The following is a 16,759-nucleotide window of genomic DNA, read 5'->3' as shown; positions in this document are numbered from 1 at the left end:
CCAGATCCCCCATCCCGGGCAAATTTTTATCGCTTCCAAATAGCCAATGAAAGATATGCAACGATAAATAACCAACAGACACGACAATCCGAAACGCCCAATGACCATTGATCAATAAAAAATGATCAATGAAATCCACCTCATTCCCACTCACCTATTCACCTATTCACCTATTCACCTATTCACCTATTCACCTATTCACCTATTCACCCTCCTCCTTCTCCCGCTCCACATGCACGTCGATGGTCCCCTTCGAGTTGCAATCCTTCAGTGCGCCCAGCATTCCGCGGACAGCGCCGGCGATGAAATCACGGACGAATGATTTCATGGGCACCGCCCGCCCGTCCACACGCACGCTGACGTGGCCGGGCCGCGGCTGCTCCAGGAAACGCGTCTCGATGAACCCGGCCAGTCCGGCGGCGTCGTCGAGTCCGAAACGGGGGACGCCGAGGTCGACGTCGGTGTCGCTGACCAGGGCCACCAGGCCGTCGCTCCGCTTGCAGATGGGCTCACCATGCTGCTCGGGCCGGAACACCTCGATCTTGGGCTGGCGGTCGCTCTTGTATCCTTCGGACAGGACCAGGTCCACGTCCTGGATGAACCGGTCGCGGATCTCGTCCAGCGTCAGATCCCGCTCCACGTCCCGGATCAGCGCCAGCCGCCACGGCGAGGCAATGATGGCGGTGTGGGCGCCGGCTTGCTTGTGCCGGTAGCTGTCCTTGCCCGGGTGGTCCACTTCGAAGCCGTGGGAATCGTGCTTCACCGTTGCCACGCGCCAGCCGCGCCGGGTGAGTTCCGGAATGAGCTTTTCAAGCAGGGTGGTCTTGCCTGAGTCGGACTTGCCGACTACGGAGAGAATGGGGATCATGGCACAATCCTCAACGGATGAAATTCGGCCGCTGACCGGTGGCCCCACCCTCAGGTGGCGGCGGCGATGGGCTGGGTTCTGGCGGGCGTACCGGTAGCCGCAGCGGATCCATTTTCGAGGGAGGGGAGCAGCGTGTCAACGGTTAGTTCGCCGGGCAGACGTCGGTGGCGTCCGCCGGACGCGGCCCGATGACTCCGCAAGATCCATGGGATTGTTGGTTGATCCCGCGGCCCGGCTGCGCCAATGGCCGCAGCAAATTGCCCGGGCCGTCAGGCCCGGGCGTTTGGATTATGGAGTTGCGGGCGGGGCCGCGCAGCGGTGACGGGATCGTGGCAATGGATTCAATATGTGGCAAGCAAAGAACATTCAGCTATGGGACTGCTGGGACCTCACTTTCTCCCGCTCCTGCGGAGCTGACGGATATTCCGGATACTTCGCGCACCCGGACCTGCCGGTCCGGACTGCGCTCCTCCGCTGCTTGCGCGGCAGAATCCTGCCGCGGCCACTCGCGGCCGGAGGCCGCAAGGTCGGACGAATTTAACGGGCGCGCGTTCATCGAATGCGCGGTTCGACCGCCAGGCCGCGAGGTATTGAAGAATCCTGCCGTAGGCCGCGTTCGGTGAATGCGGCCTACGGGGTCGGAACTACTTTTTGGGGGGCGGCACGATGAAGACGAAGCTGCCGCCGAAGGAGCCGTAGTTGGAGCTCTTCACGCCGTTTCGGGTGCTGCCGGTGTAGGAGGCGGCGCCGGGGCGAATCTCGATGGTCACCGTGCCGCCCTTGGCGGCGGTGATCAGGCCGGCGTGGACGGCGGCCGTGGCGATGGACGAGTCGTCGGTGTACAAGTCGGTGCCCCAGACGCTGCCCAGCGTGCCGCCGGCAGGAAATACGAACGTGTAGCGCTGGCCGTGCTTGCCCCGCAGTGCGCTGGCGCTGGTCTTCCAGTCACTGATCAGCTCCTTGCTCTCCTGGGCCGAACCGGACACGAAGGCAAAGCTGCCGTCATAGGCGCCGTAGTCGGAGCTGGTCACGCCGTTCCGGGTGCTCCCCTTGTAGGCGGAGGCGCCGGCGCGGATCTCGAATGTCACTGTGCCGCCCTTTTCGGCGGTGATCAATCCCGCATGGACCGCCGCGGTGGCGATGGACGAGTCGTCGGTGTACAGGTCGGTGCCCCAGACACTGCCGAGAGTGCCGTTGGCGGGGAAGAAATACGTGAAGCGCTGTCCGTTCATGCCCCGCAGCGAGGTGGCGGAGGTGTGCCAGTCCCCCAATGTGCTCTTTGCCTTTCCGCCGGCCGCGCCGGTGACGAAGACGAAGCTGCCGCCGAAGGAGCCGAAGCCGGAACTGGTGACGCCGTTCCGAGTGCTCCCCGCGTAGGTGGCGGCGCCGGGGCGGATCTCGATGGTCACCGTGCCGCCCTTGGCCGCGGTGATCAGGCCGGCATGAACCGCCGCGGTGGCGATGGACGAGTCGTCGGTGTACAGATCGGTGCCCCAGACGCTGCCCAGCGTACCGCCGGCCGGAAAGACGAAGGTGAACCGCTGGCCGTTCTTGCCCCGCAATCGGGTGGCCGAGGTCGTCCAGTCGCCCTGGACTTCCGCCCAGGCCGCCGTACCGGTCAACAGACAAACCAACACAACCAGCGTGACGCGCGTGAACTGAATCATGGTGCCCTCCTAAATTGTGAAACACTCATAGATGCAGATTTATTGCCATTTGTCACCGTGCGCTCTATGCCGATAGACGGACTCATTCTCAGATTCATCACCATTGTTTCGGATGCTGCCGAGTTGCCGGTTTCCGTTCGCCGGCGATATTGCGAATCGGTGACGGAAAGTGCTAGAAGTGGCCGGGCGGCGGGTTGATGAGCGGGCCGGCGCGTTCGCGCAGCAGCCGGACGAGGCCCTCGTCCATGAATTCGAACTCGTCGGGGATGTGGAGGCAGACGATCCGCCGGGTCCGGTATAGGTCCTTGAACCGCTTCTGGATGAGGTTGCGGTGGCGTTTTTCCATAACCAGCACCAGGTCGGCCCACTCGAGAAGTTCCCGCGTGAGCGGCACCACGGCGTCGGCGTCGAGTCCCGCCGAGCGGACATCCAGACCCGGTGTGCCGCGGAAGACTCGCTCGGCGGTGGGGCTGCGCAGCTTGTTCTGGCTGCACAGGAACAGTACCCGCCGCGGGACGGGGTGGGCGCCGCCGGTGACCGCGGCTCCGGCGGGCGGTGCGGATGTGGCCGCGGCGGACGTTTCGGCCAGGCGGCCGGCGAGCACGGTGACGGCTCCCGGCGCGTCGGGGCGGATGTGAACGACGGGCCGCCCCCGCTCCAGCGCGTAGGTCACGATCTCGGCCGTGCCGCCTGGGCCGCGGGCCGGCTTGCCGTCCCAGACGGCGATGAGCACATCGCACCGGTCGACCACGTGGCGGCCGGCGTTGCGGTAGGCGATCTGGCGGGCCGACGCCGCGTCGAGCCCGGGGAACTCCTCGGCCAGCGGGCGCGGGTGCAGACAGACTGGATCCGGATCCTGGCGGAGCAACTCGTCGAACTCCTGCCGCGAGGACGGCCCTTCGAACGCGGCCGAATATTCTGCGGGCGCCAGCGGCAGCACGACGCTGAGTGTCGCTGTCGGCGCCTCCAGCATCACCTGCGCCACCAGCCGGTCGGCCCCTTCAGCCAGACAGGACAGAATCCGGACGGCCGGCAAGGCCGATAAACCGGCCGCCCGGGGGATCTCGCGATGAAGGGCGCTCCGAACGACCGCGGCCACCGCGCCTGGATCGGCGAGCCGCCGGTGGCCCGTGACACCGATGCGGAGCGCAGGCGCAGCGGCCGGTGAGCCGGAGGGAGGCGTCATTGCGGCGGCTCCCCGGTCTTCCGCTCGAGAATGAATCCGTGCTTGTGAAGCACGACCGGGATCGTCTCGGTGATGACCCAGTCGAGTTCCTGGTCTGCGGCCGGGACGTCCTGGAACGCGGCGATGTCGCGGTGGAGCCGCAGCGGCTCGCAGGTCTCGGGCGCCCAGGCGTAGCCGCGCAGCATCTTGTCGCGCAGCCAGATGTCATGCTCCAGGCAGACGAGCATTTTCTTCTCGTCCGCGCTGAATGTGTAGGGGGTAACGGCCGCCGCGTCCGCCGGGCGCAGACGGCGGATGACATATCCCAGATCCGCGAGCTTGGCCAGGGTCAGTCGGGCGGTGCCCCGGTTCATTTCCTTGACGGCTTCGGGCAACTGGTCATACGGCACCAGCCAGGGATGGAGCTTTGCGCGGTCGTTCCTCGACGAGCCGAAGCACCAACCCTCGGCGGCCTTCATCTTGAACCAGGCTTGATGGCACGCTTCGGCGTGGGCCTCGAAAATGGGCGCCTCGAGCTGGGCACGGGCCACGATCTCCTGGAAATCTTTCGTCACGTGCAAATTCAGCAGGTCAGGCGGCGGCAACTCCGCCACGCCGAAAAACCGGGCGCCGTTGAGGTTGCTCATGTGGACCACCGATTCGAGGGAGCGGGCGCCGTGCAGGAACTCCTTCGTAGTGAGGAACGCCCGCAGCACGCTGCCGCTGATGGCCGCCTCCTTCGTGTCGGGATCGATGAGCTGCGGATAGAAGCGGTCCAGGGTGGAACGCAGGATGATGGCCCGGCGGATCAGGAAGGCGGGATCGTCCTCCGGCCTGAACTCCGCGCGGCCGCCGGCGGTCTGGCAATCCGCCGAGATGGGATTGGGGCCCTTGATGTTCACGAAGCCGCGCAACCGGCTGACGAAATCGGGTCCCTTGACGGCGCGGAACGCCTCCTCGACCACGCCTCCGGCGCGGGTCCGATCGAACACCTCGAAGCAGGGGCAGGTGCCGCCGGCAAAGACGAAGATGGCTTTGCCCAAGGGATAAATCACGCCATCGGCAGTGAACTGGGTGTCCTGCATGGGGGCGAGAAAATCCTTCAGCCAGCGGAGTTCACCCGTGTCGAACTCATCCCAGAACACCAGGGGGATCCGGCCGCGGATGGCCGCGTCGCGCACCTGCTGCAGCGCCAGATGCAACCCCCGCGGCTGCTCCATCTGGGACAGGTTGAACTCGTAACTCCCCTTGTCGTCACCGAACAGCTCGGCCACGAGCTGCTTGATGGCGAACGATTTGCCCGATCCCGGCGGCCCGAATACGGCCAGCGACAGCGGGCGCCGGTCTTCGGCGTTGTTCTGGTAGGCCACGATCAGGTTGCGCACGGCATTGATCCGCTCGATCTCCTGCCGGTCCACGGTGAAGAACTTGCCATAGACGGCCTTGGGAGCGGCCTGGAGCGCGGCCGCCGGGCCGCGCCGCACCACTTCCACCGCCTTGGCCGCGATGTACTCCAGGCTGGGTCCTGTCAGATCCTGAAGGAGATCGGAACGATAGGCGGAGGGGGTGGCCGCGTTAGGTTTGCTGCGCGAATCGGCTCGGCCGCTGGTTGCCACGCCGTCCAGCAGACAGTGGTCGATGGTGCTGAAATAGGCGTCGGCCGGCTCGCTCTTGTCCACCGCGGGGTGGAGCACATCCCGCAACCGCTTGTTCGCCGTTTCGGGACCGAATTTGTCCTTCGGGCCGAAGCCGCATTCGTGGCTGACCATGATGGCTGCCAACGCGCGTCCCACGGCGATGAAGAGCGGATACGTATCCGGGTCGAGCTCGTGGCGGGCCAGGGCGGCGGACAGAATCGAAGCGTTGCCGAAAATCAGGCCCGGGTGTTTCGCCTCCCAGGCGCCCTCGAGGTGCTCGGGATGGTAGAGGAACCGCTCCAGTCGGGCCTGAGGGAGAAGAGCCCGTGCTGGTTTGCCCGGTTCGTGGGGGCGGTGATGCAGCGGCAGGCGCGTGAAACAGGCTGCGCCTTCGGCGTCGAAATGCACCACTACCCGTCGGCAGCGGGCCAGATCGAACGCCGACGGGCCGTTCTCGAACTCCTGGACCATCGCCTCGATGGAGCGGTCCCAGGACAGGGCCTGCGGGATCATGGCCCGGCGCGCCCGCAAAGCGCCGACGCTCAGCACCACCGTCAGCCGGTCGGCGTGGTGCGCGATCAGGTGGTTCCAGAGGGACCCCTGCGCCAGGGGCGTGCCGGTCTTCAGGATGATGGACCGCGGGGCGCCGCCCTCCCGGATGGCCGCCGGCCATCGGTCCTCGGCATTCCGGAAGCCCAGGCCGAGATCGTCCAGCACCACCAGGTCCGGATCCGCCGGGGTGTTCGGCGGCAGTTGGATTTCCGGCCCCTCCTCGGGCATCTGGCAGCCCAGGAGCTGGCGGATCCGCCAGACCTGCTTCCGGCTCTTCTCCACCTCGGGGTGCAGCGACCAAATGGTGAAGCTCTGCAGGGCCTTGTCTGTTTTGGGCATGCCGGTGACCGCGGGGTTCAGGTCGGCGCAGGCCATCTGGACGAGTTCCTGCAGGTACCAGGCCCCGCCGCGCCACCGCTTCATGGTGGTGTGCGGCAGTCCCTCGGCGAAGCGCCGCGGCGCGGTGGGGTGGAGCACCAGGTTGTGATCCCACATCACGTCTCCGGCGATCACGACGGTCTTCGGCATGGGCTGTCCTCCTCGGTCGGCGGTCCGCATCCGCGCGGTCAGTGCGGGATTTCCGGTTGCGGGTCGGATGGAACAATCGAATCTAATCTAGAACAAGCCGTCGTAAAAATCCAGCCGAACGATTTGCAGATTTTTTGCTTCCGTATGAAATCCGGAGACGGCAGGCCAAACAAAACCAAAAAAGGCTTGAACTGGGGGAATCCGGGCTTAGAATAGGGAAATTCGGTTTTCCAGCAGAATTTGGCATTTTGCACAGGAACGGCATGCGCCATGAGTGACGTATTTGTCAGCTATGTCGAGGAAGACGCTCAGGTGGCCGTAGACATCGCCGCCGGCCTGGAGCAGGCCGGGTACACCACCTGGTGCTACACCCGCAACAGCCTGCCCGCCATCCCCTACCTGACCCAGGTGCTGAAGGCCATCGAACAGGCGCAGGCCATCCTGCTGCTCATCTCGCCGGAATCGGTGAAGAAGTCGAACCAGGTGAACATCGAGGTGGTCCGCGGCCTCGAGTCGCGCAAGCAGTTCATCCCCATTCTGCTCAACAACATCCGCTGGGACGAGTTCAAGCGGCTGCAACCGGAATGGGCGCTGGCCATGGGCGGGGCGGTGGGCGTGCCGGCCACGCCGGCGACGGTGCCGCAACTCGTCCCGCGCCTGGTGGAGGGGATGAGCGCCAACGGACTGCTCCCCAAGGCTCGCGAGACCTTCAGCCGCATCGCCGACCATTACCCTTTCCCTCTGGCGGCTGTGTACGCCCGCCGCATGATCGCCGGGGCGGAACTGGGGCAGGCTTTCCAACTCCATGAGGGGCTGCGCGACATCGGCGCCGCCGTGATCCGCTATGTGGCGGTGGTGGCGGCGGCGCACTACCGGGCACGCTGCCGAATGGGCACGGCGCCGGACACGTTCACCGAGGGAGCGATCAGCCAGCTGGCCCGGCCGCAGCCCGACACGTGGGTGGCGCTGGCCCACACTGCGTTGGGCCTCTATCCGGATTCTGATGACGCCTGCATCCAGTCGCTCTACGCATTCTTCTTCGACCGGAAACACCGGGATGACGCCATGGGCCGCGCCGCCGGCAAGCTGCAGGGTTGGCTCGGCCCGGCGGGTTTGAAGCTGCCCCCGTTTTCAGGCGGCGACCTGTTCGAGCTGCTGGCCAAATACCGCGTCCACCCCCAAGGCTGGGGTACCGACGGCGCCGTGCTCCCGGTCGAGGAATACCGGCAGCGGGGGACGGTGCTGGCGGAAGCGCTCGATGCGGCGCTCGCCGAGCTGGAGTGCCTCCTGCAGTTTCCGCTCCTCGGCGTGGCGCCGGAGAGCGGTGCGGGGCGGGGCGCCGACCGGATTGTCGCACTGGGGGCGATGGGCCGAGAGATCGCTCCGGCCACAGAGACGATCCGGACCGGCAAGGCACTGACGGCCAACCACGTCTATCTGTGCCGACCCGGTTCCGGGGGGCCGGAGCCCTGGCTGGACCTGTTCCCGCTGATGACGGTGCGCCGGTGCCGTGCCTGCGACCGACCCACGGTGGACGTCTTGGACGGCGGCGGAAGAACAGCGGTCGTGTGGGGGAGCCCGGCCTGCGGGCACAGCGACGAGCTGTCGGCTGATGAGCGGCGGTCGCTGGAGCATTTCATCGCCAATCGCGAGGAAGCGCCTCCGTCGCCGGGCATCGCCCCTTACCTTGCGGCGCTCCGTGAGGTGCTGGCCGATGGGGAGATTTCCGCGGCCGAGCGTGAGAAGCTGGAGTTTCTGGCCAAGATGCTGAAGCTGCCGGCGGAGTGCGCCGCGGAGATGGAGCAGCAGGTGCGGGACGAGTTGGAACGACCCATCTTGTCCCGTCTCCGCGAGCTGCTCAGCCAGACGCACGAGCTCACCGCCGAGCAGCGCGCCGCCCTGCGGGAGATTCCGGACGCCCTGCAACCATCCGCCGAACGGCTGGCGGCGCTCGAAGCCCGGGTGCGCCGGCTCACGGAGCGCTATGCCGATGCGGTTCGGGAGGCCGCGACTGCCGCGGGTGGAATTCCAGCCGGGCGGGCCGGACTCGACGCGCTGGCGGCGGAACTGGACCTGAGTCCCGAGCAGACCGGTCGGCTGGAGGCCGGGGTGTGTCAGGAGTTGGAAAGCCGCCAACAGATCAGCGAGACGCACGATATTCCACCGCCCCCCGCCGCCGAAGAGGCCGCAAGTCCGACCGAGGTGGTCTGGCGGAAAGAGACGGCGTCGCCCGTGACCGGAGTGGCGGTGTTCGGCGATCCAATCCGGGTGCTCAGCGCCGGGCCGGACGGCGAGGCGCAGGTCCATGACGCGGACGGCCGGTTGATCTATTCGGAGCAGCTGGGTGGCCGACCCTACCGGGTGCTGGGCGCGCGCGGGCTGGCCCTGCTGGCCGGGTGGGACGGCCAGCTTGCCGCCTTCACCGAAAAGGAGCTGATCTGGCAGGTCCATCTCGACAGCCCCATCGCCGCCCTGGCGGCGGTGCCTTCCGGCGAACAGCTGTTCGCCGGGACGTGGGAGGGCCTGCTGCGCAGCGTGGATCGGACCGGTCGAACACGGTGGAGCCAGCGTCTGGCCGACGGCATCGCCTGCGTGGCCGCATCCGAAGGGCACGTCGCGGCGGCCACCTACTCCGGCCACCTGGCGCTGGTGGATCTCGCCGGCCAGGTCGTCTGGTTGCGGGAGCTGCCGGCCGCAGTCACCGCCGTGCAGTTTGCGGCGGCCGGTGACGAACTGCTGTTGCTGCGGCGCGATCGGACGCTGACACGGCTCCGGATCGACGACCAACGGGTGCTGGAAGAAATGACCTTCGAGCAGGCGCTGCCGGCCATGAGCCTGTCCGGCGACGGCCGGCGGCTGGCGATCGCCACCGGCGACGGACATGTGCTGGTCTACGCGCTGGCCGACAAGATGACTCTGCGGCGGGACCACGCGCTGGGCGCCCTGGCTGCCACCGCGGGACTGCTCATGAATCCCGACGGACGCTTTCTGCTGGTCGCCGCATCAGACGGGAGGCTCTGTTTCGTGGACAACCAGGCCAACCGAATTTCGTTCACCGGCGGCGATCCGGCCGCGGGGCCCATCCACGCGCTGGCCGCGTTCCCGGACAGCCGGGCGGTGATCTGCGGTTGCGAACGTGCCCTGACGCTGGGCCGGCTGGCCCGGCCGCGGCTGAGCGTATCGCTCAAGCCCCTGGGGGCCTTGCGGAAGGGCACCTTCACCCGGGCGGAGCTGCGGCTCGCCAACGAAGGGAGCCGCGAGGCCCGCGCCATCCGGCTCGATGTGGACGGCCCGGTGGATGTCCGCCTGGACGGCGTGCCAAAGGAATTGCCGGCCGGCGGGACGGGGGCCACCGCCGCCGTGTCACTGGAGCCACGGGCGTCGGGCGCCCTGCCCGTGACCGTGCGGGTGCGCTATCAGGACACGCTGGATCTTGAATACGAAGACGGCTCCCGGCTGCTGCTCGACGCGGGTGAGTAGGCCGGACACGGCGCCGGCGGAGGAAGCGGCAAACGATATGGCGGGAGGCGGAGGACATGGGCGCTGAACCGGTATGTCTCAAGTGCGGACACCCCCTGGGCGGCAAGCTGACCTGCGCCAACTGCGGCGCGGTGGCCGGTGGCGATCCGGGCGTGCCCGCCTTCAAGCTGCCCGAGCTGAAGATGCCCCTGCCGGGCGTGCCGACGTTCGGCGGCGGGCTGTCCGGGCGCGACCTGGGCACGCTGCTGGATGTGGGCAAGCTCGAACTGGGCGGCAAGCTGGACTTCACCGCCGGTGCGGCGCGGAGCGGCCGGCCCTACCAGCCGCTCTTCGCGATCGGCCAGCCGGGCGAGGGGAAGGCGACGCTGCGGATGCCGTTCGGCCTGGCGCCGCTGCCCGACGGCGGATTCTGGCTGATCCATTTCTACGACGCGGGCGGCCGGGCGCAGCTGCTCCGGTTCACCGCCGCCGGCGAGCCGGCCGGCAGCGCCGGACCGTTCGAGACGGGCGCCGGCGACCATGCGCTGGACGCCCCGGCCGGCGTGGTGGCGGACCGGGAAGGAGCCTGCTGGATCGTGGATATGGGCGCCAGCCGGCTCAAGCGATTTTCGCCCGATGGCCGTTGTCTTGCGGTGCTGGGCGGACCCGGGACCGCCGACCAGCAGTTGGATCATCCGCAGGGCATCGCCATAGCGCCGAACGGCGACCTGATCGTCGCCGACTCCGGGAACAACCGAGTGCTGCGGTGGGATCCGCAGGGACGCTGCCTGCTCGTGCTGGGAATCAACCGGCCCGATCCCGACTTAGGCGGGCTGCAGGCCGGTGAGGAACCCGGCGAGCTGGATGCCCCCAAGGGCGCCTGCGCCGACGCGTTGGGGAATATCTATGTCGCCGACACCAACAACCACCGGATTCAGAAATTCGGCCACGACGGCTCGGTGGCGCTCGTGTTCGGCGAGGAAGGAGCGGACGCCGGCCAGCTGTATTATCCGCGGGTGGTGCGCGTGGACGCCGCCGGTGACATCTTCGTCGCGGATTCCAAGCATGGCCGAGTCCAGAAATTCAACGCCGACGGCCAGTTCGTTTATCAGGTGGTGATGCCTGCCGACGCGGGGCTGGTGGAGGATTTCGCCGTGGACGACGCCGGCCGCCTGCTGGTGGCGCTGCGGAGCGCCAATCTGGTGCTGAAGTTCGAAGTGCGGTGAGCGGTTCAGCCAATGGAGAGGCAGCGGGGTGACGCATGATCGAGATGGGTGCCGCATCAGCGAGTGATCAGGTCGTGGTGGACTTCCGATTGAAGCTGCCGGATGACGTGTGCACGGTCCACCTGCTGGGTGACTTCAACGGATGGGATCCTGCGGCGCATCCGCTGGAACAGCACGCGGCCCGCGGCGACAGCCGCACGTGGGCCACCAGTCTCGAGTTGCCCCGGAACAAGATCTTCCAGTTCTGTTACGAGCTGGACGGCGCTCGACGCATCCCCGATCCGGACGTGACGCGCCGCGTACCGGGGCCATGCGGTGAGCCGCTCTCGCTGCTGGATACGGCGCTGCCGGATCACGACGCGGCCGGTGTGCCGACGCCGCGGCGCACCCGCAAGTCCGGCCATGGCGCCAGATGTGCGGCGGGCGCATCGCGGCTGGAGGCGGAGGTGCACGCGGCCACGGCCGATCCGGAGCGGCGGCTGCAACTGGCGACGGAGCTCTGCCGACGGGCTCGACAAGTCGATTCGCCTTACGAGCGCGTGCGGTTGCTCGGCCGCGCCGTCGAGCTGGATCCGTTCGAGCTGGAGTACCGGCTGGCCCAGGGCGCCACGCTGACTGAGAGTGGCCAACCCAAGGCGGCGGCGGAGGTCATCCAGCGCGCGCTCGCGCTGTGGCCGGGCGCCCCGGCGGCCTGTCTGCTCTTGGGGCAGGCGCTGCTCGCGGACGGCCGACCCAACGAAGCGCTGGAACACCTGGCCAAGGTGCCTGCCGACGGTGCCTTGGGGCGGCAGGCCGCATTCGAGCGGGTGGAAGCGGCCTTGCGCCTGGCCAAGGGCGGCGCGGACTGGGACAAGGTTCAGGACGAGCTGGCCAAGCTCGAAGTGGACGTGGACAGCGTGGGACTGTTCTGTGAAAAATGCCTGAAGATCGCGGTCGAGGCGAACGATCCAGATCGCACGGTGGATCTCCTCGGACTGGCCCACCGCAAACTCGGCGCCCCCCTGGCGGGGCATCCGGCTTACCGGTTGCTGGAGCAGGTGGCCATGTTCGAGCCCCAATCGCTGCTGGACAACGCGGCTCAGCTCCCGCTACAGCGGTCTGAAAGCAACGGCGAGCCGCCCGCCGGGGACGTCGACCGGCTTGAGAACCTGCTCAAGGCGTACCGGCTGGCGCAAACGGTTCCCGCCGGCGACGACGGGGACCGGGTGAAGTTCGTCGGCATCTGGCAGCGGCTGGTGGAGCGGCAGGGCGACGCTTGGCCGGAGCTCAAGGATGCTTATCTCGTCCAACTTGACCGGTGGGCGGAAGAGGCTTACAAAGGCAAGAAATTTCAGCTGGCAGGACTGCTCTGGAACGAAGCCGAGCGGATCGATCCGTACAATCCGGCCGTGCTGCAGAACCTGGCCCTGGTGTACACTCGGCAGAACAACGAGGACGGCCAGCGCCACTACTGGGACCGCTTCACCCGGGTGTTGAACCTGTATTGCGAAATGGCGCCTGAGGCCGATGGTTTCAGCCGGCTGCTGGCCCAGAAACATCAGGCGTTCGTCGAAGCGGCCCAAAAGGCGCTGCCCACGGCGAACCGCTGGCGGGATCTTCTGGAGCTGGCGGAGGACTGGGTGCGGGAGGCGGTGCCGCTGCTGGCGCTGCGTCAGCTCGAATTCCGTAATCCGATGTTCCGCTGCGGAATCTGGCGAGACGACTACCGGAACCAGGCCGAGCGGGAACGGGCGCTCACTGCCGCCGTCACCGCCACCCGGCAGTGGCTGGAGCTGGCCGCCGAATGGTCCGGGCTGCCGGCCGACCGCTCCGAACTGGTTCAGGCGCGGCGCATCCGCTTGGACCAGGCTCGGCAGTCGGCCGCGGCGGCCGGTCCCGACAGCCGCCGCCACTACAACGACGAGCGGGACGCCTTCAAGCTGCACCGGGACCAGACGGTCCATCAATATCTGATGCTGATGCATGTGCTGAAGCTGCTGATCAAGCAACTGCAGGAGCAAGAGGAAACGCTGGCAGAGGCGGAATTGGCGCGCTACCGCACCGTCGCCCGCGGCGTGCTGGCCTTCCCCCACGAGCTCATGAAAGCCGGGGCGATGCAGCTCATCGCCGACTTCGATCCGAATATCGACATGGCCGCGGAAGCGTATGCGGTCGCCCTGTTTCCCTGGTTGACGAAAGGCCGTGAACTGATGGAACAGCAGCGCCCCGAGGCGGCCGGCCAGTGCTACCAGACCGCCTGCGAGCTGGCCCCTGCGTTCATGCCGGCTGTGTTTCAGCTGGCTCAGTGCATGGCCATGCAAAAGCAGTGGGACGATGCCTGTAGAGCCGCGCGGCAGGCGCTGGCCCTCTGTAACCCGGATGACGAGCATTATGCCATGCTGGCTGATTTCGCGGAGCAGATGGATGTGGCCCGGGTGCAGCAGCGGCTGGAGGCGGCCCAGCGATTCCTCAAGGAGCAGAAGTCGGAGGAGGCTGTCCTGACGGCCCTGGAGACGCTCGACGACTACCCCGGACATCCGTTCGTGCTCTTCACGCTGGCGCAGGCCTACCTGTCCAACACGGATTTCGATGAAGCCAGAGACGCGCTCCGGCGCGCCGCCACGGCCGCGAAGCCGGATAGCGAACTCGGCCAGACCATCGCCGGTTTCGATTCGCAGATCGACGAGTACGCCCCGCAGATGCTGCTGACCAAGGCCGTTCCCCTGATGAAGGACGAAAAATGGAAGCCGGCGGCTCAGATCCTGGCCAAGGGCGCCGGGCTGAACCCACCCAGCGCTCAGGTCACCTTCTACCACGCCGTCTGCCTGGGACGCTCCGGTGACATTTCCGAAGCGGAAGCTCAAGCCCGCAAAGCCATGAAGCAGTGCCGCAAGGGTGAAGATGATGAGTTGAAGGGCGAGATCGAGGCATTCATCGAGCAGATTCCGGTGATGCTCATCGGCGAGGACGTGCAAAACGCCCAGAAGCAGATGGAGAAGAAGAACTGGCAAGCGGCCTTAGGGTTCCTGGACAGCGCCCGGACCAAGGCGCCCAACGCCGCGATCGTTTACTTCTATCGGGCGGTGTGCAAACTGAACCAGGATGAACACGATGAGGCCCGGCGAATCGCCCGCGAGGGATTGACCCATGCCAAGGGAAAGGCCAATGAGGAGATCCGCAAACAGCTCAACCAGGTGATCGCGGTGGTGGAGCAGGCCGAGAAACAGCGGGAGATGAACCTGGCCGTGGGGTTTATGAACCGGGAGGACTGGAACATGGCCGCGGGGATCCTGGAGAAGATCATCAGCGACGAGCCGTTCAACGACGCGGCCAAGTTCTACCTGGCGGTGTGCCTGTTCCGCCGGAGCGGCGGCTACATGGACTATGCCACCAAGTCGAAGATCCGAGAGCTGCTGGCCGACGCCAAGTTGTCTTTATTCCTGGACAAGGATCTGAAGAAGCAGATCGAGATGCTGGAAAAGCTGGTGGGATGATGACACTCTTACGCGGGCGGAGCGTTTGCGGAGGTGCGGCATGATCCGGCTGGACGTAACGGAAGAATCGGGCAGCTCCTTTTACGAGCTGTTGGGACTCACGCGGGAGCAGGTGGCCAAGGCCGCCAAACCCAAGCGGCTGATCAGCGACGCCGCGACGAAAGCCTGCACCCTGTACCACACCCAGGCCCAGCGCGGCGACAAGGAAGCCGAGGAGAAAGAGAGCCGGGTCAACGAGGCCGCGGCCATCCTGAAGGACGAAAAGAAACGGGAGGATTACAACAAGGAACTGGACAGCGGCAAGGGGGCGACCCTCGAGGTGTTGCGCACCCGGCCCGTCGCCCCGCCCGTCTACCGGGAGCGACAGGCCCGCTTGCGGGTCATCGAGGCGCTGATGCGCTCGGCCGGTCTGGTCCGGCCGATCTGGGGAGCTTGAGGCGCGAGGACGGCAAATGAGCGGGAAGCACAAACAGAAAAACCGGTCCCGGTGTCGGCCAGCCGATACGCCGGCGGATTCACCGAACCATCAGGAGAGCAGCATGACGAACCAGGATGCCAATCTGCCGCCGGCGGACGCGCCGGTGGCGGCAGGAACCGGCACCGAAAACGGCGGCGCGGCCGACAAGCTGGACCGGCTGGAACGGCTGGTCCGCGGAGTGAGCCGCGATAACATGGAGCTGCAGGCCGCATTGGCCGCGGTGCGCGGCCGGCTTGAGGATCTGGATTTGAGCGTGAAGGGCATGGCGCAGTCCGCCCACCGTGCGGTCCAGGAGGGCCAGGCGGGTGTCCAGAACGCGGAGAAGCATTTCGCCGGCGCCCTGCGGGAACTGGAGGCCCGCGTCCGCGAGGAGATGCAGTGGCAGATCCAGCGGGGTGCCCTCCAGGCGGTCTTCCCGGCCCTGGATGACCTGGAACTGGTCATCGCCCACGAGCGGCAGGCCGCCGGCGGCGCGGTGCCCGCCGGGAGCGTGCTCGAAGCGCTGGTCATGGTGCGTCAGAAACTGATGGACGGCCTGCGCGCCATCGGCCTCGAGGAGATCGTCGTGGAACCGGGCGTGACCGTCTTCGATCCGGCGCTGCACCAGCACACGGCCGCGGATCTGCCGCCGGAGGCGATTCCGGATCTGGACGTGCCCCGGAACACCATCCTGCTGCTGCGCCGGCCGGGCTATCGCTTCCAGGGCCGGGTGTTCCGGGCGCCGCAGGTGATCGTGAAGCTGTGATGGATTCATCCGAGATCAGATAAAGGAGAGACGGTATGGCCAAGATCGTGGGGATCGACCTGGGGACGACGTACTCGGCGGTATCGGTCTGGGACGAGAAGCGGCAGCAAGCCGTAATCATCCCGAACCTGCTGGGGGCGTACACGACACCGTCCATTGTGAGCTTGAACGACGCGGGTGAAGTGATTGCCGGCGAGGACGCCAAACAGAATTTCCTGCGCAATCCGGACAACACCATCTCCCAGATCAAGCGGGAGATGGGACGGGACTTCAAGGTGACCATGGGGGGCAAGACGTACAATCCCCAGACCATCTCGGCGTTCATCCTGCGCTACCTGAAACTGTGTGCGGAGAACTACCTGGGCGAGCCGGTTCACGACGCGGTGATCACGGTGCCGGCGTACTTCGATTCGGTCCAGCACACGGCCACCCACGACGCGGGGTGCATCGCCGGCCTGAACGTACACCGGGTGATCAACGAGCCCACGGCGGCGGCCATCGCCTACGGCGTCAAGAGCGGCCTGCAGCCCGGCGAGAACAAGGTGTACGCGGTGTACGACCTGGGCGGCGGAACGTTCGACGTGTCCATCATCAATATCACCGCGGACGACATCAAGGTGGTCGGGACGGGCGGCGACCCGCGCCTGGGCGGCCTGGACATGGACGAGGAGATGATGAAGTGGGCGCTGCGGCAGATCAAGGCGAAGCACAACGTGGACCTGGCCGGCGACGAAGCGGTGCGACGGCGCCTGAAGGTGGAGGCGGAAGACGTGAAAAAGCGCCTGGTGCTGATGCAGGCCACCGAGCTCAACGTGCCCTACCTGACAATGATAAACGGCCAGCCGCTGAGCCCGCTCCTGCCCATCACCCGGGCGCAGTATGAGGGGCTGATCATGCGGCTGCTGGAGCGGTCGATGGTTTGCCTCGAGGAGGCCGTGGCCAGCGCCGAAAAGACGAACGA

Annotated in this window: 10 protein-coding genes and 1 pseudogene; 6 read left to right on the top strand and 5 right to left on the bottom strand. The window is 66.7% G+C overall.

Annotated features, from left to right (window positions below; genetic code table 11):
• Positions 1 to 202 precede the first annotated feature (202 nt).
• The 5 genes and pseudogenes from mobB to GX414_04990 form a co-directional block, all read right to left on the bottom strand.
• Positions 203 to 868, bottom strand: a complete 666-nt coding sequence (mobB, locus tag GX414_05010) for a molybdopterin-guanine dinucleotide biosynthesis protein B (protein NLI46447.1) — start codon at positions 866 to 868, stop codon at positions 203 to 205.
• Between the two features lie 644 nt (positions 869 to 1,512).
• Positions 1,513 to 2,535 (bottom strand): hypothetical protein, encoded by a 1,023-nt coding sequence (locus GX414_05005; protein NLI46446.1) that lies wholly within the window; start codon positions 2,533 to 2,535, stop codon positions 1,513 to 1,515.
• A 172-nt stretch (positions 2,536 to 2,707) separates the two neighbouring features.
• Positions 2,708 to 3,037: a phosphotyrosine protein phosphatase gene (locus GX414_05000; GenBank protein ID NLI46445.1), complete on the bottom strand. Its 330-nt coding sequence runs from the start codon at positions 3,035 to 3,037 to the stop codon at positions 2,708 to 2,710.
• A 159-nt stretch (positions 3,038 to 3,196) separates the two neighbouring features.
• A pseudogene (locus GX414_04995) lies at positions 3,197 to 3,721 on the bottom strand (hypothetical protein).
• Entirely contained in the window at positions 3,718 to 6,417 is a 2,700-nt protein-coding gene (locus tag GX414_04990; GenBank protein ID NLI46444.1) for a hypothetical protein, read from the bottom strand. The pseudogene GX414_04995 and the gene GX414_04990 overlap by 4 nt, the downstream one beginning before the upstream one ends.
• A gap of 270 nt (positions 6,418 to 6,687) precedes the next feature.
• On the opposite strand from GX414_04990, the gene GX414_04985 reads away from it, so the two are divergent.
• From GX414_04985 to GX414_04960, 6 genes are all read left to right on the top strand, one after another.
• Positions 6,688 to 9,897, top strand: a complete 3,210-nt coding sequence (locus tag GX414_04985; GenBank protein NLI46443.1) for a TIR domain-containing protein — start codon at positions 6,688 to 6,690, stop codon at positions 9,895 to 9,897.
• Positions 9,898 to 9,953: 56 nt separating this feature from the next.
• Entirely contained in the window at positions 9,954 to 11,102 is a 1,149-nt protein-coding gene (locus GX414_04980; GenBank protein NLI46442.1) for a hypothetical protein, read from the top strand.
• A gap of 35 nt (positions 11,103 to 11,137) precedes the next feature.
• Positions 11,138 to 14,575 carry a tetratricopeptide repeat protein gene (locus GX414_04975; protein ID NLI46441.1) on the top strand — a complete coding sequence of 1,146 codons (3,438 nt, stop codon included), beginning with the start codon at positions 11,138 to 11,140 and terminating at the stop codon, positions 14,573 to 14,575.
• Between the two features lie 40 nt (positions 14,576 to 14,615).
• Positions 14,616 to 15,011 (top strand): DnaJ domain-containing protein, encoded by a 396-nt coding sequence (locus GX414_04970; GenBank protein ID NLI46440.1) that lies wholly within the window; start codon positions 14,616 to 14,618, stop codon positions 15,009 to 15,011.
• Between the two features lie 103 nt (positions 15,012 to 15,114).
• Positions 15,115 to 15,798: a nucleotide exchange factor GrpE gene (locus GX414_04965; protein ID NLI46439.1), complete on the top strand. Its 684-nt coding sequence runs from the start codon at positions 15,115 to 15,117 to the stop codon at positions 15,796 to 15,798.
• A 35-nt stretch (positions 15,799 to 15,833) separates the two neighbouring features.
• The coding region (locus GX414_04960; protein NLI46438.1) for an Hsp70 family protein at positions 15,834 to 16,759 on the top strand (926 nt) is incomplete at its 3' end.

This window comes from Acidobacteriota bacterium, from assembly GCA_012517875.1.
Classification (GTDB): Bacteria; Acidobacteriota; JAAYUB01; order JAAYUB01; family JAAYUB01; genus JAAYUB01.
The sequence above is the reverse complement of the archived record's forward strand: the minus strand, read 5'-3'. Positions and strand labels throughout refer to the sequence as shown.

Excerpts from the sequence above, each read along its gene's own strand:
- GX414_04985 (NLI46443.1), top strand. The coding sequence starts at position 6,688 with ATGAGTGACGTATTTGTCAGCTATGTCGAGGAAGACGCTCAGGTGGCC.
- GX414_04975 (NLI46441.1), top strand. The coding sequence starts at position 11,138 with ATGATCGAGATGGGTGCCGCATCAGCGAGTGATCAGGTCGTGGTGGAC.
- mobB (NLI46447.1), bottom strand. The coding sequence starts at position 868 with ATGATCCCCATTCTCTCCGTAGTCGGCAAGTCCGACTCAGGCAAGACC.
- GX414_05005 (NLI46446.1), bottom strand. The coding sequence starts at position 2,535 with ATGATTCAGTTCACGCGCGTCACGCTGGTTGTGTTGGTTTGTCTGTTG.
- GX414_04980 (NLI46442.1), top strand. The coding sequence starts at position 9,954 with ATGGGCGCTGAACCGGTATGTCTCAAGTGCGGACACCCCCTGGGCGGC.
- GX414_04965 (NLI46439.1), top strand. The coding sequence starts at position 15,115 with ATGACGAACCAGGATGCCAATCTGCCGCCGGCGGACGCGCCGGTGGCG.
- GX414_04990 (NLI46444.1), bottom strand. The coding sequence starts at position 6,417 with ATGCCGAAGACCGTCGTGATCGCCGGAGACGTGATGTGGGATCACAAC.
- GX414_04970 (NLI46440.1), top strand. The coding sequence starts at position 14,616 with ATGATCCGGCTGGACGTAACGGAAGAATCGGGCAGCTCCTTTTACGAG.